The organism is Bifidobacterium sp. B4081, from assembly GCF_026537335.1.
In the GTDB taxonomy this organism is placed as follows: domain Bacteria; phylum Actinomycetota; class Actinomycetes; order Actinomycetales; family Bifidobacteriaceae; genus Bombiscardovia.
Genome location: NZ_JAFNMM010000001.1, coordinates 1,184,375 through 1,200,557, shown reverse-complemented (window position 1 = coordinate 1,200,557; position 16,183 = coordinate 1,184,375). Strand labels below are relative to the sequence as shown.

Sequence of the window (16,183 nt, the reverse complement as noted above, 5' to 3'; positions counted from 1 at the left end):
CCGGGGTCTTTTACAGGACCTTGGAGAGGAAGGACTGCAGCCGAGGGCTCTGCGGGTGGCCGAAGATCTGCTCGGGCGTGCCCTCCTCCTCAATGATCCCGGCATCGGTGAAGATCACCCTGGAGGAGACCTCCCGGGCGAAGGCCATCTCGTGGGTGACCAGGATCATGGTCATGCCGCCCTCGGCCAGGGAGCGGATGACTTGGAGCACGTCGCCCACCATCTCCGGATCCAGGGCCGAGGTGGCCTCATCGAAGAGCATGATGTCGGGATGCATGGCCAGTGCCCGGGTGATGGCGACACGCTGCTGCTGACCGCCGGACAGATCCGTGGGTCGTGCGTCCGCCTTCTCCTGCAGACCTACGGTCTCCAGCAGGTCCAGGGCCTGCTGCCGGGCGTCCTCCTTGGGCGTCTTGTGCAGCATATGGGGGGCCAGCATGATGTTGTCGGCCACGCTCATGTTGGGGAAGAGGTTGAAGTGCTGGAAGACCATGCCCACGTGCTCGCGCAACTTGTCGATGTTGGTCTTTGGGTCGGAAATGTCGATCCCATAGACGCTGATAGTGCCCGAGGTCGGCATCTCCAGGGCGTTGATGCAGCGCAACAGGGTGGACTTGCCCGCTCCCGAGGGGCCGATGATGGAGATGACCTCGCCCGGCTTGACCTCCATGTCGATCCCCTTGAGGACCTCGGTGTCGCCGTAGCGCTTGTGCAGGTCGCGGATGGATACGGCCATCTGGGACTTTCCCTGGCTGAGGTGACTTTGGTTCTGACGGATGCGACGTGTCAGTCGTCCGGTGTCCATGTCCGGGTCCTCGAAGTTCATCGATGCAGCCTCCTATCGAGCATATTGGCCATCCAGGTCAGGGCGCTGATGGCGACGAAGTAGATGACGCCCACCATGAAGAGGGTTTCGGTCACGCGGAAGTTGGCCGCGTAGATCTGCTGGGCCTGGTAGAGCAGTTCGCCGAAGCCGATGGCCAGCAGCAGGGAGGAGTCCTTGAGCATGATGACCAGCTGGTTGATGATGGAGGGCGTGGCGATTCTGACGGCCTGCGGCAGAATGACCCGGCGCAGGGCCATGCGACGGGTCAGGCCCAGGCTGCGGGCCCCCTCCATCTGCCCGACGTCCACCGAGTCGATGGCCCCGCGCACGATCTCGACCAGGTAGGCTCCGGAGTTCAAAGACAGGGTCAGCGCGCCGGCCAGCCAGATGCTGATGCGGTGGCCGATCAGCTGGGGAACGCCCAGGTAGAAGAAGAAGGCCCAGACCAGGACGGGTGTGCCCCTGAAGACCGCCACGTAGATCCGGGCAATCCAGGACAGGATACGGTTGGGGCTGATCCGCCACAGTCCCAGGATGATGCCGATGGCCAGGGCGATGACGAATGATATGGCCGTGATGGCCAGGGTGTTGCGCAGGCCCAGCATCAGGGAGGGGAAGGCCTGACGGACCAGCTCGAAGAATCCTGGCCGGGAGGCGGAGTCATTCTTGCTGGAATGGCTGCTGCCCACATAGGATTCGACCAGTTTCTTATAGCTGCCGTCGGCCTTCATCTTGGCCAGACCCTCGTTGAAGGCGGCCACAAATACCTTGTTCTCACCCTTGCGGACGGCCGCCCCGTAGGAGGCGCCAGGCTCCTTCTTGGTCACGGTCTTCAGCCCGTTGCCCTGGGCGATGCCGTAGGCCAGGACCGGGTAGTCGTCAATGACCGCTTGTGCGTTGCCGGACTTGACCATCTCGTACATGGTGGAGGACTGGTCCACCGCCTTGACGCTAAATCCGTACTGGGCCGCCCGCTGCTTGGCGAAAGCCTCGCCCTCGCTGCCGGTCTTGACGGCCACCACGCTGCCTCGCAGATCCTTGTAGCTGTGGATCTGCTCGTTATCCTTGGCAATAGCCATTTGCACGCCGGAGTCGAAATAGGGGTCGGTGAAGTCGTAGACCTGCTTGCGCTGGTCGGTGATGGTCATGCCGGCTATGACCACATCGGCCTGCTGGGAGTTCAAGGCCTGTAGGGCGGCGTTGAAGCCCAGGGACTGGATCTGCACCGAGAAGCCCTCGATGTCGGCGATCTTGCGGATCAGATCCATGTCGATGCCGACCAGCTTGCCGGAGGAGTCATGGAACTCGAAGGGGGCAAAGGTGGTGTCGGTGGCGACGCGGAAGGTGCGTCCGTGGACCGCCTGCGCGGCGGGGGAGTCCTGGGCCGCCTGCGCCGACGTGGCCAGGGGGGCGACGATCAGGGCTGAGAGCCCCAGGACCAGGGCTAGCAGGCCCATGGCCCACCTGCCCGGACCGGATGTCCATCCCTGGCGAACATGCTTGGCGATCACTGGCGATTCTCCTTATTGTTCCGACCTGTGCCGGTCCCGGTTTTCATGGGCCTTCCTGAAGATATTCAGGCGGATGACCAGTAAACTGTACACACACCGGGTTTCCGGAGCCCAACTACGCGCTGGGCGATACGGCTATATGGGTTCCCAGTCTAGCGCGTTCGTCCTGCTGTTTGCGGCAGACGCAGGCCTATGCTGGTGAGGGCGGGGAGCCATAGGGGCTCCGAGGAATGAGGTATTGCATATGGTTGATGATCTCTTCCAGGCGGCGGATCCCCCTGAGGAGCACACCCTGCCTCTGGCGGTCAGGATGCGACCCAGGAGCCTGGACGAGGTGGTCGGCCAGGACAAGGTCACGGCTCCGGGAACCCCCTTGGAACGGCTGGCACGGTCGGATCCGAACAACCGTCTGACGGCTCCCAGCTCGGTCATTCTTTTCGGCCCTCCTGGGGTGGGCAAGACCACCCTGGCCTACATTGTGGCTCGACAGTCCGGTCGGCATTTCGAGGAGCTTTCGGCCGTCACCTCGGGCGTCAAGGAGGTGCGGCAGGTCCTCGCCCAGGCCCGGGAGCGGCTGGTCAGCCAGGGTCAGGAGACGGTCCTTTTCATCGATGAGGTCCACCGCTTTTCCAAGTCCCAGCAGGATGCCCTGCTGCCCAGCGTAGAGAACCGGGATGTGACCTTTATCGCAGCCACCACGGAGAATCCCAGCTTTTCGGTCATCGCGCCCCTGCTTTCGCGTTCGGTGGTGGTCAAGCTGGAGGCCCTGGACGACAAGGACCTGGCCAAGCTGATCCGCCGGGCCGTCAAGGACCAGCGGGGGCTCAAGGATCAGGTGCGGCTGGATTCCGAGGCTCTGAACCAGATTGTGCGTTTTTCCGGGGGTGATGCCCGTCGGGCCTTGACCATTCTTGAAGCTGCGGCCGGGGCGGTCACTGAGGATGGGCCTCGTGCCAAGGGGGCGCGTCGGCCCCTGATCAATGCCAAGGTGGTCTCCTCGGTCATGGACGTGGCCGCCGTCCGCTATGACAAGAAGGGCGATGACCACTATGACGTGGCCTCGGCCTTTATCAAGTCCATGCGGGGGTCAGACGTGGATGCGGCCCTGCACTACCTGGCTCGGATGATCCGGGCAGGCGAGGACCCCCGCTTCATCGCCCGACGGATCATGATCGCCTCCGCCGAGGAAGTGGGCATGGCCTCTCCGGAAGTGCTGGAGATCACGGTCGCGGCAGCCCAGGCCGTGGCCATGGTGGGCATGCCAGAGGCCCGGCTGATCCTGGCCGAGGCAGTCATCGCCGTGGCCACTGCACCCAAGTCCAACGCCTCCTACCTGGCCATCAACCAAGCCCTGGAGGATGTGGACGCCGGGCATATCGGCCAGGTGCCTCTCCATTTGCGCAACGCTCCCACCAAACTGATGAAGGCCTGGGGCAACCATGAAGGCTACCAGTATGCGCACGATGCGCCGGATGCAGTAGCACCGCAGCAGTACATGCCGGACGAACTGGTCGGACGACGCTACTACCACCCCAATGATAGGGGATACGAGCGTCAGCTGGGCCCACGTCTGGAGGCCATCAGGGCTATCCTGGACAGGGCCGCCGGGCCGGAGGGAAACGCCGGGTCTGGGCAATGACCGTCCAGACTCCTATACTGGTCACCCAATAGACGTTGAGCAGCCACACAATGACCGAAACGCCGCAGGGTTCAGGCCTTCCATATTGACGGTCGCCATGCTCCCACAAGGAGCCTGTCGCTGTCGGCAGGTCTGGCATGGACGCATGGGGCATGCCTCATGCACGGGCGCGAGGGTGACGATGTCGACGGCGGTCATTGACAATGCAGACATATCCGAACAATCCAAAGGTCTCGGCGTGGCCGAGGACGACCTGGCGGTCCGCGAGATTACCCGGCGAGTAGACAATGCTCGTGAATCGGCTACTTTTTACAAGATCGTGGCCCTGGTGGCCGCGGGAATGCTCATGGACAGCATCGATGTCTATGTGGGCAGCGCTGTAGCCAGTTCAGCCTTGAGCACCGGATGGTCCACGGTCGCCCAGAACTCCCTCTTCCTGTCGGCTGGCTTCCTGGGGCTCCTGGTGGGCTCGTTGCTGGCCGGATTCATCGGAGACCTGCGGGGGCGCAAGACCGCCTATCAGATCAACCTGCTGCTCTTCGGCGGCTTTACCCTGCTGGGCGCTCTGGCCCCGAACATGGCCATCCTCTCGGTCTGCCGGCTGGGGGCTGGCCTGGGGCTGGGCGCCGAAATCGTTACCGGATTCTCCATGGTCAACGAATTCGCTCCCATCAAACACCGCGGCCGTTGGAGCGCCATCGTCTCACTGGTGGCCAACACCGGAGTGCCTCTGGCCATGCTTCTGTGCGCCTGGATCATTCCGCGCTGGTCCTGGCGGCCGCTCTTCGTGGGCATTGGTCTGGCAGCTGCGCTGATCTGGTACCTGCGGCGTGACATCCCTGAGTCCCCTCGCTGGCTGGCCCTGCATGGGCGGATGGACGAGGCTGTCCAGGTGGTCGAGCTTCTGGAGGCCGATAATGGCCGGGTAGGGTCAAACTCCGGTTCTGCCAGCGGTTCCGCACTTGACGGAAGGAACGAGGGTGGCGAGCCATCCGCCAAGGCTTCGGGCAGCGTTGTTCGCGGCCTGATTGTGGCCACCGTGGCGGTTTCGGCCACCAACGTCTGCTCCTATGCCTTCACCTCCTGGGTGCCCACCATCCTGCTCAAGCGGGGCATAAATCTGAGCGGATCCCTGTGGATCAGCACCCTGATGATGCTGGGCGCCCCCTTGGGCTGCCTGATCGGATCCCTGCTTCTGGACCGGATCGGCCGCAAGCGGATCATCGTCACGGCCTTCCTGCTGACGGCGGTCTTTGGACTGCTCTACGCTGCGCAGACCAGCCAGGTCACGGCCATTCTGGTGGGCATCATGCTCATGGCCAGCCTCTACGTTCTCATGTCTTCGGTGGTGGCCGTCTATGCGCCCGAGCTCTTCCCGACCACGGTCCGCTTCCGTTGTGTGGGCATCGCCAATGCCGTTGCCAAGCTCTGCAATGTGCTCATGCCCGTGCTCATTGGTGCCATGCTTAGCCAGTGGGGGAGCATCTCAATCTTCGTTACCATCAGCCTGGTGGCCCTGGCTTCCATGCTGGTTGTGGGCCTGATGGGCTGGGAGACTTCCGGCCGTTCGGTGGGCTGACAGAGGCCGGTGCCAAGGGCGTAAAGACTCTGAAAAGCAAGGGACTTGGCATGAGCCTGGTGCCGTCGAGGGGCGGCCAAGGCATCGGCCAGGTCCTTTTCTCAGCAAGAATTTTGAGCAGTAAGAGCAATCAGAGATGGTTGGCCAGCAGCCGGTTGTAGACGCAGCGCAGCTCGGTCTGGAAGGTTTCAGGGTCGATATCGGGATTCTGCTTGAACAGGTCGATCCACCAGTTGTTGACCGATCTGATCCGCTTGCGAGCTATATCTGCGCCTGACTCGGTCAGGGCTATGATGTTGACCCGGTGATCGGCGGGGTTCTGTTCACGGCTGACCAGGCCTAGGGATTTTAAGGCTTTCAGGTCCCGGGCCAGCAGACTGGGGTCTACGCACAGGTCCCGGGCTATTTGGCGCTGGCTGAGGCCTGGATGATCGTAGAGATACACCATCAGATCACCTTGGGTGCCCCGTAAGGTGGAGTCGCCTGCGTACCGGCTGGCATCGTTGCGCGCATGCCGGTAGATTCCGGCTATGCAGCTGCTCAGGTTGTGGTAGTGGCTCTTCTTCAACATCGCTGCTGCCCCCTAGCTGATAAGGAAGATCACAGAGTTCGGCGGACATGATTGTCCGCATGGACCCCTTCGGCGCCGTTCCCCTTCCAGGCCTATTTTCGACAAGTCCCTAGCCTTGGCCCTATATGAACAACGCATTTTTCATCATATCAATACCGTCGACACCATGGGGATGATCCACGATCAGGACAGGGACTGCCTATTCGCGAGGCTGTTCGGGTCAACATCTGGCGGAACAGGATCCATGGAAGTCGGGGACTATCACCGTCATTGCTCCACGGTATGCTAAAATGTTCGCTTTTTAGTGCTGAGATCTGGAAAGGACTGGCATGCGGGTACTGGACTTCGACGGCACCATCTACGATGGCGAGAGCCTGCTTGACTTCTACCTCTTCACTGCCCGCAAGGATCCGCGGGTGCTGCACTACCTGCCGATTGCCCTCTTCTACGCCGTTCGCTACCGTCTGGGCCGGGTCACCCTGGAGCAGCTGGACTCCGCCATGCGTCGGGTGGGATCGCGCTACCTGCGTCGGCTGACCTCCCGTCCCGGCTTTGACATGGACCGGTTGGTCAACCAATTCTGGGATGCCAACATGCACAAGATCATGGATTGGTACACGCCCCAGGCTGACGACGTGGTGGTGACCGCCTCCTTCGATCTGGTGGCCGGGGAGGCTTGCCGCCGACTGGGCATCACCCGCTGCATCGGTTCCACCCTGGATTTGGAATCCCTGACCGTTGGCTACCTCAACTTTGGGCCTGACAAGCCTCTGCACTTTCAGCAGATTCTGGGTCATAAGACGGCCATCGACGCCTTTTACACCGATTCGGCCTTCGATCTGCCCATGATCGATCTGGCACGGCGAGCCTACATGGTGGAGCATGGCCGGGTTCGTCGGATCAAGTAGGTCAACCCTGTCAATTTCCGCCTAGATCCGTCGGCGGGTTCAGCCCCGACCAACCCTGCTATCGTTCTGCTTAGAAGCAAGTGAGCATAATGGCATGCTGAGAACGAGGGAGGGCTTCTTGTGAAAGAGCCGGCCACGATACTGATTGTCGACGATGACAAGGATCTGGGCGAGATGTTGTCGATAGTGTTACAGACAAAGTCCTACAGGCCAGTGACCTGCACGGATGGGTCCAGGGCAGTGGAGATATTCCCTACGGTGGAACCTGATCTGGTGCTGCTGGACATCATGTTGCCCGGCATGGATGGGATCGGCATCGCCCGTTGGATCAGATCCAGATCCAATGTCCCCATCATCATGCTGACGGCCAAGTCTGATACCAAGAACATCGTCGAGGGTCTGGAGGCCGGAGCCGATGATTATGTGGTCAAGCCCTTCAGCACTGATGAGCTTTTGGCCAGGATCCATGCCCGCCTCCGCCCGGTCTCGGTCCGTGCTGCACAAAACGGGCAGGGATTGCCGGCCATCATTCACGGCCTGATAGAGATCAATCGGCAGAAACACACTGCGGTCAAGCGGGGCATTCAGCTTTCCCTGACCCCAACCGAGTTCGAGCTGCTCTATGTGCTGGCATCACACCCAGGTGAGGTGCTTAGTCGGGCAGAGCTGTTGCGAAAGGTCTGGGACTATCAGGACATGGGCGATACCCGCCTGGTCAACGTCCATGTGCAGCGTCTCAGGCAGAAAATCGAAGACGATCCCGAAAATCCAAGAATCATCGAGACGGTTCGGGGAATCGGTTACAAGTATGCGGCTGAGCAGCCAGGATCATGAGCACCCGCACCAGGCCCAAGGGCGCGTCCACAGTCGGGAAGACCCTGCGCAGACTCCGCAAAGCGGTCGGGAGCTCTTTGCAGGTACGTATGGTCCTTCTGGCGACGGTTTCGGCGCTTTTGATCGGCATCGTCTTCATGACAGCATCCCTGTATTCGGTCAGGACCTCCCTCTTGAACCAGGTTCTGCGACAGGCACAGGCCGACTTTGCTGCCGAGCTGAACAGGGCTCAGGGTGGACTTGACTCAGCAGACATCTCCGACGACGAGGGGAGCTATCAAAAGCTGGTGGTCAATATGGCAGCCAATGTTCAGAATGAGGGGGCCCCTAACATGGTTGGGGTCTTCATCTGGCCAGATGACTCCACAGCCCGCAGGTTTGTCCCCGTATCGACTGCCCCGGGGGACAGCGACCTGATCACTCCGGAAATCAGGAATGCCGTCGTCTCCAATGGCAGCCACTCATACTCGCAGATGATCAATACGGCCGACAAGGGCCAGTACCCGGTCCCGGGCATCGTCATGGGGTCCATGTTGAGGCCGGCCACCACCGGAGGGATCGAGTTCTACGCCATCTACTCCTTTGCGGACCAGCAGCGCTCCGTTCTCTCCGTGCAGATGGCCCTTCTCGCGGTCAGCGTGGTGACCAGCGTGGTGATGGGGATCATCGTGTTCCTGGCCCTTCACTCAGTCATCCGTCCGGTGACCAAGGTGGCAGGTGCCGCCAAGGGATTGGCCCAAGGGGAGTCGGACGTCCGGGTCACCGAGGACCGAACCGATGAGCTGGGTACCCTGCAGCGTTCCTTCAACGTGATGGCTGATTCCATCAATGAAAAGATCGGTCAGCTGGAGGAAGCCGAAGCCTACCAACGCAGGTTCGTTTCGGACGTCAGCCATGAGCTGCGAACCCCGGTCACCACCATCCGCATGGCCACGGACCTGCTTTTCCAGAGTCGGGACGACCTGGATCCAAACAAGCGCAGGACCGTGGAATTGCTGGACAAACAGGTGTCACGCTTCGCCAGCATGCTTGAGGATCTTCTCGAAATATCCAGGTACGAGGCCGGTCAGGCATCGCTGAATCCGGACCTGTGCGATGCCTGCGATCTGGTTCGCAAGGTGGTGCAGCAGGTCGCCCAGATAGCCGGGACCAAGGGGGTTGCAGTGAATGCGCTCCTTCCCGGCCACAAGGTGATGATCACCGTCGATGCCAACCGTTGTACTTCGATTCTGCGCAATCTGGTCAACAATGCCATCGATTTCGCTGAGGACGGGCCGGTGCAGCTGCGGCTGGCCGTCTCGGAGCAGGCCGTGGTATTCAGTGTGCGCGACTGGGGAACCGGCATTGCGCCCGAAGACCTGACTCATATATTCGAACGGTTCTGGCGGGCCGATCCGTCACGGTCTCGGTTGACAGGCGGTACAGGTCTGGGGCTGTCGATAGCTCTGGACAATACCAATCTCATGCATGGGCTGCTCCAGGTGCGCTCGCAGATCGGGCAGGGAACCTGGTTCCTGCTGACCCTGCCCAGGGATGTCTCCGAGCAACTGGATCAGGGCAGTGCGCCGGTTCGATTCCAGCCTGGTCAGGGTCTGGATGTGGAAGGCTCCTTTGAAGAGGCTGCATCATGAGTGTTTTCAGACCCTCCCGTTGGCCAAGAGTCCTTCGCTCTGTGCGGATGCTGGGCCTGTGTGCTGCCATGGTGGTTGCCCTGGTCGCCGGAGGTTGCTCCATTCCATTCGGACTGCCTACTTCCGGGTCGGTCCGTCAGCTCAGTCCCGTTGAGAATCAGCCCCATCGGGTCTTCTCCTCCCCGGAGGGTCCTGTGGACGGAGCCGGACCAGAGAGCATCGTCAAGGGCTTCCTGGCGGCTTTGCCTACCGGCATTCAAAGCGATGGCTTTGCTGTCGCCAAGTCCTACATGACCAAGCGGGCCTTTGCGGGATGGGACTTCAATGCATCCGTCTCGATCTATAAGGGTTCCCCTGTCTATGACCGCGTGGATGACGAGGGCAGCGGGAAAAGGACCGCCCTGGACCTGACTACCGAGTGCATTGGTTCCTTGGACGCCCATGGCATATTCTCCGTCACCGAGCAGGACTGCGGCTCAGGGTACAGGACCGAACGGTTTGAGCTTGCTAAGGTTCGCGGTCAATGGCGGATCAGCAAGGCCCCGGCGGGGATAGTGATCTCTTCGGATGATTTCATGCAGGTCTACCGTCAGGTCGTCATCTATCAGTTCCCCTTGGCCAAGGGTGTGCCTGTTCCTGACAACCGGTGGTTCGGCTGGCGCAACTGGAGGACCCTGGCCTTGAAGGAACTGCTGAAGGGCCCTCCGGCTTGGCTGCGGGATTCCGTGACGAACTTCAATACCGCCAAGGTCTCCTTGGCAGTCGACGCGGTGCAGCAGGTCAAGGGAAGCATGGAAATCAAAGTCAGCAGCTCCTTCGCCACCCTGAGCAGCGAAAACAAGGCCATGCTGGTCCATCAGATGCGGATGCTCTTGGGCGACGGCAATGGCGAGTTTGATCTGCGCGTGATCGATGCGTCAGGGATTGATTACTCCCACGCGGATGATGATCTGACCCTGGCCTCAGGGCAGACTTCCAACCGCATCTACAGTCTGGGCAGCAGCGGGGTGGTAGGTTTCAACTCCTCGAACCTGATCAGGGTCGGACAACCCCCCGTCTTTCATGAGCCCAAGGGGCTGGTCTTTTCCTCCAATGGCGGAGCGCTGCTGTCCGATCATGGCCAGGTGACCTGTCTGAAGCCTGATGCTTCATCCTGCGGGAAACTGTTTGTCGACACGCCCATTGCCGCCATAACCGGCAGTCTGACCGATGAGATCTGGGCGGTCAGGCAGAGCGATTCCGCCATCCTGGTCGATACAGGCAAGCCGGGCGCCCTGGAATTCACCCTGCCCTGGCTGCATGGGCGGCGTGTGGTCGCCCTGGCTCTGGCGCCTGAGGGGCAGCGTCTGTGCCTGGTGCTCGACGACGGCTCGCAGGGTATGAACACCCTGGTCATGCTGGGTATTGTCCGAGGCGAGAATCAGCGGCCCAAGGGCTTGAGCGACCAGATCCAGGTCATCGCCCGGCATCGGGACATCAGGGCCTTAACCTTCTACAACGACAACACCCTGGTCTACAAGGATGGCGACATGGATGCGGGCGGCCATTCCCAGATCGCCCCCGGTCCGGAGACGGTCCAGCATCTACCGGCAGGAACCACAGGCTTGGCTGCAGGGCAGGTCAATCAGATGCAGAGCCTGATCGCCCTGGACCGTTCGGGCATTGTCCATTGTTTGTCCGGAGCCCTGGAGGGCATGTGGTACATCATTGATTCCCAGGTGGATACGGTTACCAGCGGCAGGTAACAAACACAAGGATGCGCGGGATCGACTGTGGATCGACTGTGGCCTATTGGTCAATATGATTGAACTGTTATCGATTTGTTATCGCAGCGCCTTGAGCTCGGTGAGCGGAAAAACCATACTGAAAATCGTGGATGTCATCATCGATGATCATAATGCTGTGGCTTCGATGCTGACTACTCAAGGAGGAGAACAATGAATACAGTACTGAAGAAGGCGCTGACCATCGCCACGGCCTCGGCTGCGGTCTTGGCCATGGGAGCTTGCGGGTCTTCCGGATCCAGCTCCAGCAAGGGCGGCGACAAGCAGAAGACCATCGGGTTTGTGGCTGTAGGTCCCGAGGGCGGCTTCCGTACGGCCAATGAGAACGATCTGAAGAAGGCCTTCAAGAACGCCGGATTCAACATGATCTATTCGCCGACCCAGAACAACGATCAGCAGAAGCAGATCCAGGCCTTCAACAAGTTCGTCAATGACGAGGTGGATGCCATCGTCCTGTCCTCCACCGAGGACAGCGGCTGGGACGAGTCGCTGAAGAAGGCCAAGGAGGCCGAGATCCCGGTCTTCCTGGTCGACCGTAACGTGCAGACCAAGGATGAGAGCCTGGTTGCCTCCCACATCGGGCCTTCCAACGAGTGGGCAGGACAGCAGGCTGCGGAGTTCGTCAACAAGAACTTCCCCGATGGAGCCAATGGCCTGATCCTGGAGGGCCCTGCCGGCCTGTCGGTGGTCAAGGACCGCCAGAAGGGCTGGGATTCCAAGATCGGTGGCAACATCAAGGTTCTGGAGAGCCAGTCGGCCAACTGGTCCACTGACGAGGCCAAGACCGTGACCGCCGGACTGCTGGATAAGTACAAGAGCCAGAATGTCCAGTTCATCTTCTCGCAGAACGACGAGATGGGCCTGGGTGCTGCACAGGCTGTCGATGCCGCAGGTCTCAAGGGCAAGGTCAAGATCATCACCATCGATGGCACCAAGCCTGCTCTGAAGGCCCTGATCGACGGCGACCTGTCGCTGGTGATCGAGTACAACCCGCTCTTCGGCGAAACGACCGCCAAGACCGTCAAGGATTACCTGGACGGCAAGAAGGTCAAGAAGAACATCGTCATTGATTCGAAGGTCTTCACCGCCGACGAGGCCAAGAAGGTCATCGATTCCAGAGCGTACTGATCTATCGCTGATCGCATATGAAACAGGACGGCGCACCCGGGAAGGTTGCGGTACGCCGTTTTTCATGGGCGGGAAAGGGTCTTGGGACCTCGGTACCGCCCCTCGATCAGCATTCAGTTTGATGAGGCAAGACAATGACAAAAGAAGAACCCTTGGTCTCCATGAAGGGAATCAGCATTGAATTCCCTGGTGTCAAGGCGCTCGACAATGTCGATTTGCGTCTGTTCCCCGGTGAGGTCCATGCCCTCATGGGGGAGAACGGCGCAGGCAAATCGACCATGATCAAGGCGCTCACCGGGGTATACAAAATCAACGCGGGAACCATCACCGTCAACGGCCAGAACAGGATTTTCAACGGCACAGCCGATGCGCAGAACGCCGGCATCGCCACGGTCTACCAGGAAGTCAACCTGTGCACCAACCTGAGCGTGGGCGAAAACGTTATGCTCGGGCACGAGGTGAGGGGGCACCTGGGCATTAACTGGCGCAAGACCCATGAGGCAGCCAAAACCTATCTGGCCCAGATGGGACTGACGGATCTGGATCCCCACACTCCGCTCAATGAGATATCCATAGCCATGCAGCAACTGGTGGCCATCGCCAGGGCCATGGTCATCGATGCCAAGGTCCTGATCCTGGATGAGCCGACATCTTCGCTGGATGCCAATGAGGTTCAGGATCTGTTCCAGATCATGCGCAAGGTCAGGGACAGGGGTATCGCCATACTTTTCGTTTCCCACTTCCTGGACCAGGTCTACGAGATCGCCGACAGAATGACCATTCTGCGCAACGGCAAATTCGTCGAGGAGACCATGGTCAAGGACATGCCGCGCGATGTTCTTATTACCAAGATGATCGGCAAGAACGCCGACGAGCTCTCGCTGATCGGTACCAAGTCGAGGAAGGAAACACCTCAGGCTGCAACGGACCGGCCCCTGGCAAGCGTCCGCGGCTTCGGCAGAAAGGGCAGCATCTACCCCTTCGACATGGATCTCTTCAAGGGCAAGATCATGGGACTGGCCGGCCTGCTGGGTTCCGGCAGAACCGAAATCGGCCGTCTGCTCTTCGGCGCAGACAAGCCCGACAAGGGCACCTACACCTTTGATGGGAAGAAGATCTCCATCGACAGCCCGGCCACTGCCCTGAAGAACCGAATCGCCTACTCCACGGAGAACAGAAGGGATGAGGGCATCATCGGCGATCTGACCGTCAGGGAGAACATCATCCTGGCCCTCCAGGCCACCCGGGGCATGTTCAGGCCTATTTCCAGGAAGGAAGCCGATCGGATAGTCGACAAATACATCAAGGAGCTCAACGTTCGCCCGGCCGATCCCGACAGGTTGATCAAGAACCTGTCAGGCGGAAACCAGCAGAAGGTCCTACTGGCCAGGTGGCTGGCTACGGATCCGGAGCTGCTGATCCTGGATGAACCGACCAGGGGAATCGACATTGGCGCCAAGGCTGAGATTCAGCAGACGGTGCTGGATCTGGCCGCCCAGGGCATGAGCGTGGTCTTCATCTCCTCCGAACTCGATGAGGTCGTCCGCCTGTCCGATCAGATAACCGTCCTCAAGGACCGTCACAAGATCGACCTGATGGACAACGACGATACGGTTTCCCAGCAGACCATCGTGGAAGACATAGCCAACACCTGGTCTCTGGACAATCTCAAGGAAAGGAGGAAAGATGAGCAAGCCCGCCAAGCAGCAATCGGAGGATGAAGGTCCATCCTTCCTACGCCGTATATTCGGCAATCAGCTGATTTGGAGCGTGGTCGCCTTCCTCGCGCTGATTCTGGTCTGTACGCTGGTTGATCACTCCTTCCTCAGCCTGTCATACAATCCGCGTACAGGTGGCCTGGCAGGACCCCTGATCACCATGATCCAGGAGTCTGCACGATACCTGATGATCGCCACCGGCATGACCCTGGTCATCTCGACCTCGGGCATCGACCTCTCGGTCGGCTCGGTCATGGCCGTGGCCGGAGCTGCAGCCATGCAGATGCTGATCAACGGGGTGAACGTCTGGATGGCCATTCTGATCTCCCTGGCCGTGGGTCTGGTTCTGGGCTGCATCAACGGCGCCCTGGTCTCCATCCTGGGACTCCAGCCCTTCATCACCACGCTGATCATGATGCTGGCAGGCAGGGGACTGGCCAAGGTTATCACCAATGGACAGAATGCCGACGCTTCAGGCGTGGCCGGCAGCGGACCATTGCGCTGGATGGCCAACGGTTTCATTCTTGGAATCCCGGCCAATTTCGTCATAGCAGTGATCATCGTCTGCCTGGTCGGTCTCCTGATGAGGAAGACGGCGGCCGGCATGATGATCGAGTCGGTGGGCATCAACCAGGAGGCCAGCCGAATGACCGGCATCAAGCCTCGGCGGATCCTCTTCCTGGTCTACGCCATCTCCGGCCTGCTGGCCGCTGTGGCAGGGCTCTTCGCCACTGCATCAGTGATGAGGGTCGACGTGGTCAAGACCGGTCAGGACCTAGAGATGTACGCCATTCTGGCTGTGGTCATTGGAGGCACCTCCCTGCTGGGCGGCAAGTTCTCGCTGCTGGGAAGCGCTTTCGGCGCCGTGATTATTGCGATGATCCGCAAGACCATCATCACCCTGGGCATTGATTCAGCCGCCACGCCAGCATTCTTCGCTGTGGTGGTCATCATCATCTGCGTCATGCAGGCGCCCAAGGTGCACAATGCGGTCGCTGAGTTCAAACGCAGGCGTGCCATGAGGCAGTCTGCAGAGGTGGTGGCATGATGAAGAAGAGTGCAAGCAGACAAACAGGTTTCCGGCTGAGCCCTAGGGCCATTCCGACAGTTGCTGCCGTGGTCATCTTCCTGCTCATGCTGATCATGGGCCAGGTGCTCTTCGGCACCTATATCCGGCTAGGATTCATGTCCTCCCTGTTCATGGACCACGCCTACCTGGTGATCCTGGCAGTAGCCATGACCTTCCCCATCCTCACCGGTGGCATCGATCTGAGCGTGGGGGCCATAGTGGCCATCACCGGCGTGGTCGGTGTCAAGCTCATGATTGCCGGTGTGCCGGCGTCACTGGTCATTGTCATCATGATCGCCATCGGTGCGGTCTTTGGACTTTTGGCCGGTGTGCTCATTGAAGAGTTCAACATGCAGCCCTTCATCGCCACGCTGTCCACCATGTTCCTGGCCAGGGGCATAGCCTCCATCATCTCGACCGATTCGCTCAATATGCCGCAGAACAACAACTTCAGCTGGATCGGCGGCGAGGGACTGAAGATCATCGACAACCCGAAGATTTCCAACGACCTTTCGCTGAACTTCGGTGTGATAGTCGCTCTGGTTGTCGTGGCGGTCAGCTACGTCATCCTCCACAAGACTAGGACGGGCCGCACCATCTACGCCATCGGTGGTTCCCGGTCCTCGGCTGAGCTGATGGGCCTTCCGGTCAAGCGGACACAGTATGTCATTTACCTGACCTCGGCCGTCCTGGCCTCCATCGCCTCCATCGTCTATGTGGCTGGCATCGGTTCAGCCAAGAACACCATGGGCGTCGGCTGGGAGCTGGACGCTGTGGCTGCAGTCGTCATCGGCGGTACCCTGATCACTGGCGGTTACGGCTACGTGCTGGGCTCCGTCATAGGTGCGCTGGTCCGTTCGATCATCGATCCTCTGACCTCGGACTTCGGTGTTCCTGCCGAGGCCGTCACCATCGTGGTTGGTCTGATGATCCTGGTCTTCGTCATCCTCCAGCGTCTGGTGACCTTCGTCAGAAAGGAATGAAG

14 protein-coding genes are annotated in these 16,183 nt (G+C 60.1%); 11 read left to right on the top strand and 3 right to left on the bottom strand.

Annotated features, from left to right (window positions below; translation table 11 throughout):
• Window positions 1-10 precede the first annotated feature (10 nt).
• Together J3T92_RS05340 and J3T92_RS05335 are read right to left on the bottom strand one after the other, a co-directional pair.
• Window positions 11-736 (bottom strand): amino acid ABC transporter ATP-binding protein, encoded by a 726-nt coding sequence (locus J3T92_RS05340; protein WP_267400264.1) that lies wholly within the window; start codon window positions 734-736, stop codon window positions 11-13.
• An 86-nt stretch (window positions 737-822) separates the two neighbouring features.
• Window positions 823-2,337 (bottom strand): ABC transporter substrate-binding protein/permease, encoded by a 1,515-nt coding sequence (locus tag J3T92_RS05335; RefSeq protein WP_267400115.1) that lies wholly within the window; start codon window positions 2,335-2,337, stop codon window positions 823-825.
• Between the two features lie 244 nt (window positions 2,338-2,581).
• Here J3T92_RS05335 and J3T92_RS05330 point away from each other — a divergent pair, with 244 nt between their 5' ends.
• Both J3T92_RS05330 and J3T92_RS05325 read left to right on the top strand, forming a co-directional pair.
• Window positions 2,582-3,976: a replication-associated recombination protein A gene (locus tag J3T92_RS05330; RefSeq protein ID WP_267400114.1), complete on the top strand. Its 1,395-nt coding sequence runs from the start codon at window positions 2,582-2,584 to the stop codon at window positions 3,974-3,976.
• Between the two features lie 181 nt (window positions 3,977-4,157).
• The gene (locus J3T92_RS05325; RefSeq protein ID WP_267400113.1) at window positions 4,158-5,555 is read left to right on the top strand and encodes an MFS transporter; all 1,398 of its coding nucleotides are present in this window, start codon (window positions 4,158-4,160) and stop codon (window positions 5,553-5,555) included.
• Between the two features lie 130 nt (window positions 5,556-5,685).
• Here the strand turns inward: J3T92_RS05325 and J3T92_RS05320 are convergent, their stop codons facing one another.
• Entirely contained in the window at window positions 5,686-6,126 is a 441-nt protein-coding gene (locus J3T92_RS05320) for a MarR family winged helix-turn-helix transcriptional regulator (RefSeq protein WP_267400112.1), read from the bottom strand.
• Between the two features lie 329 nt (window positions 6,127-6,455).
• Between J3T92_RS05320 and J3T92_RS05315 the strand changes: the two genes are divergently transcribed.
• From J3T92_RS05315 to J3T92_RS05275, 9 genes are all read left to right on the top strand, one after another.
• A complete protein-coding gene (locus tag J3T92_RS05315) occupies window positions 6,456-7,034 on the top strand; it encodes a haloacid dehalogenase-like hydrolase (protein WP_267400111.1) in 579 nt (192 codons plus the stop codon).
• A gap of 174 nt (window positions 7,035-7,208) precedes the next feature.
• Window positions 7,209-7,868, top strand: a complete 660-nt coding sequence (locus J3T92_RS05310; protein ID WP_416378842.1) for a winged helix-turn-helix domain-containing protein — start codon at window positions 7,209-7,211, stop codon at window positions 7,866-7,868.
• Window positions 7,865-9,499, top strand: coding sequence for an MtrAB system histidine kinase MtrB (gene mtrB, locus J3T92_RS05305; protein ID WP_267400109.1), 1,635 nt, complete (start codon window positions 7,865-7,867; stop codon window positions 9,497-9,499). Before J3T92_RS05310 ends, mtrB begins: the two co-directional genes overlap by 4 nt.
• Window positions 9,496-11,244, top strand: a complete 1,749-nt coding sequence (locus J3T92_RS05300; RefSeq protein ID WP_254477085.1) for an LpqB family beta-propeller domain-containing protein — start codon at window positions 9,496-9,498, stop codon at window positions 11,242-11,244. The genes mtrB and J3T92_RS05300 overlap by 4 nt, the downstream gene beginning before the upstream one ends.
• 55 nt (window positions 11,245-11,299) lie before the next feature.
• Window positions 11,300-11,440 carry a hypothetical protein gene (locus J3T92_RS05295; RefSeq protein ID WP_267400108.1) on the top strand — a complete coding sequence of 47 codons (141 nt, stop codon included), beginning with the start codon at window positions 11,300-11,302 and terminating at the stop codon, window positions 11,438-11,440.
• Entirely contained in the window at window positions 11,437-12,411 is a 975-nt protein-coding gene (locus J3T92_RS05290) for an ABC transporter substrate-binding protein (RefSeq protein WP_045924190.1), read from the top strand. The genes J3T92_RS05295 and J3T92_RS05290 overlap by 4 nt, the downstream gene beginning before the upstream one ends.
• A 134-nt stretch (window positions 12,412-12,545) precedes the next feature.
• The gene (locus tag J3T92_RS05285; RefSeq protein WP_267400105.1) at window positions 12,546-14,132 is read left to right on the top strand and encodes a sugar ABC transporter ATP-binding protein; all 1,587 of its coding nucleotides are present in this window, start codon (window positions 12,546-12,548) and stop codon (window positions 14,130-14,132) included.
• Window positions 14,098-15,177 carry an ABC transporter permease gene (locus J3T92_RS05280; RefSeq protein ID WP_267400104.1) on the top strand — a complete coding sequence of 360 codons (1,080 nt, stop codon included), beginning with the start codon at window positions 14,098-14,100 and terminating at the stop codon, window positions 15,175-15,177. The genes J3T92_RS05285 and J3T92_RS05280 overlap by 35 nt, the downstream gene beginning before the upstream one ends.
• Window positions 15,174-16,181, top strand: coding sequence for an ABC transporter permease (locus J3T92_RS05275; protein ID WP_254477089.1), 1,008 nt, complete (start codon window positions 15,174-15,176; stop codon window positions 16,179-16,181). The genes J3T92_RS05280 and J3T92_RS05275 overlap by 4 nt, the downstream gene beginning before the upstream one ends.
• Window positions 16,182-16,183: the final 2 nt, after the last annotated feature.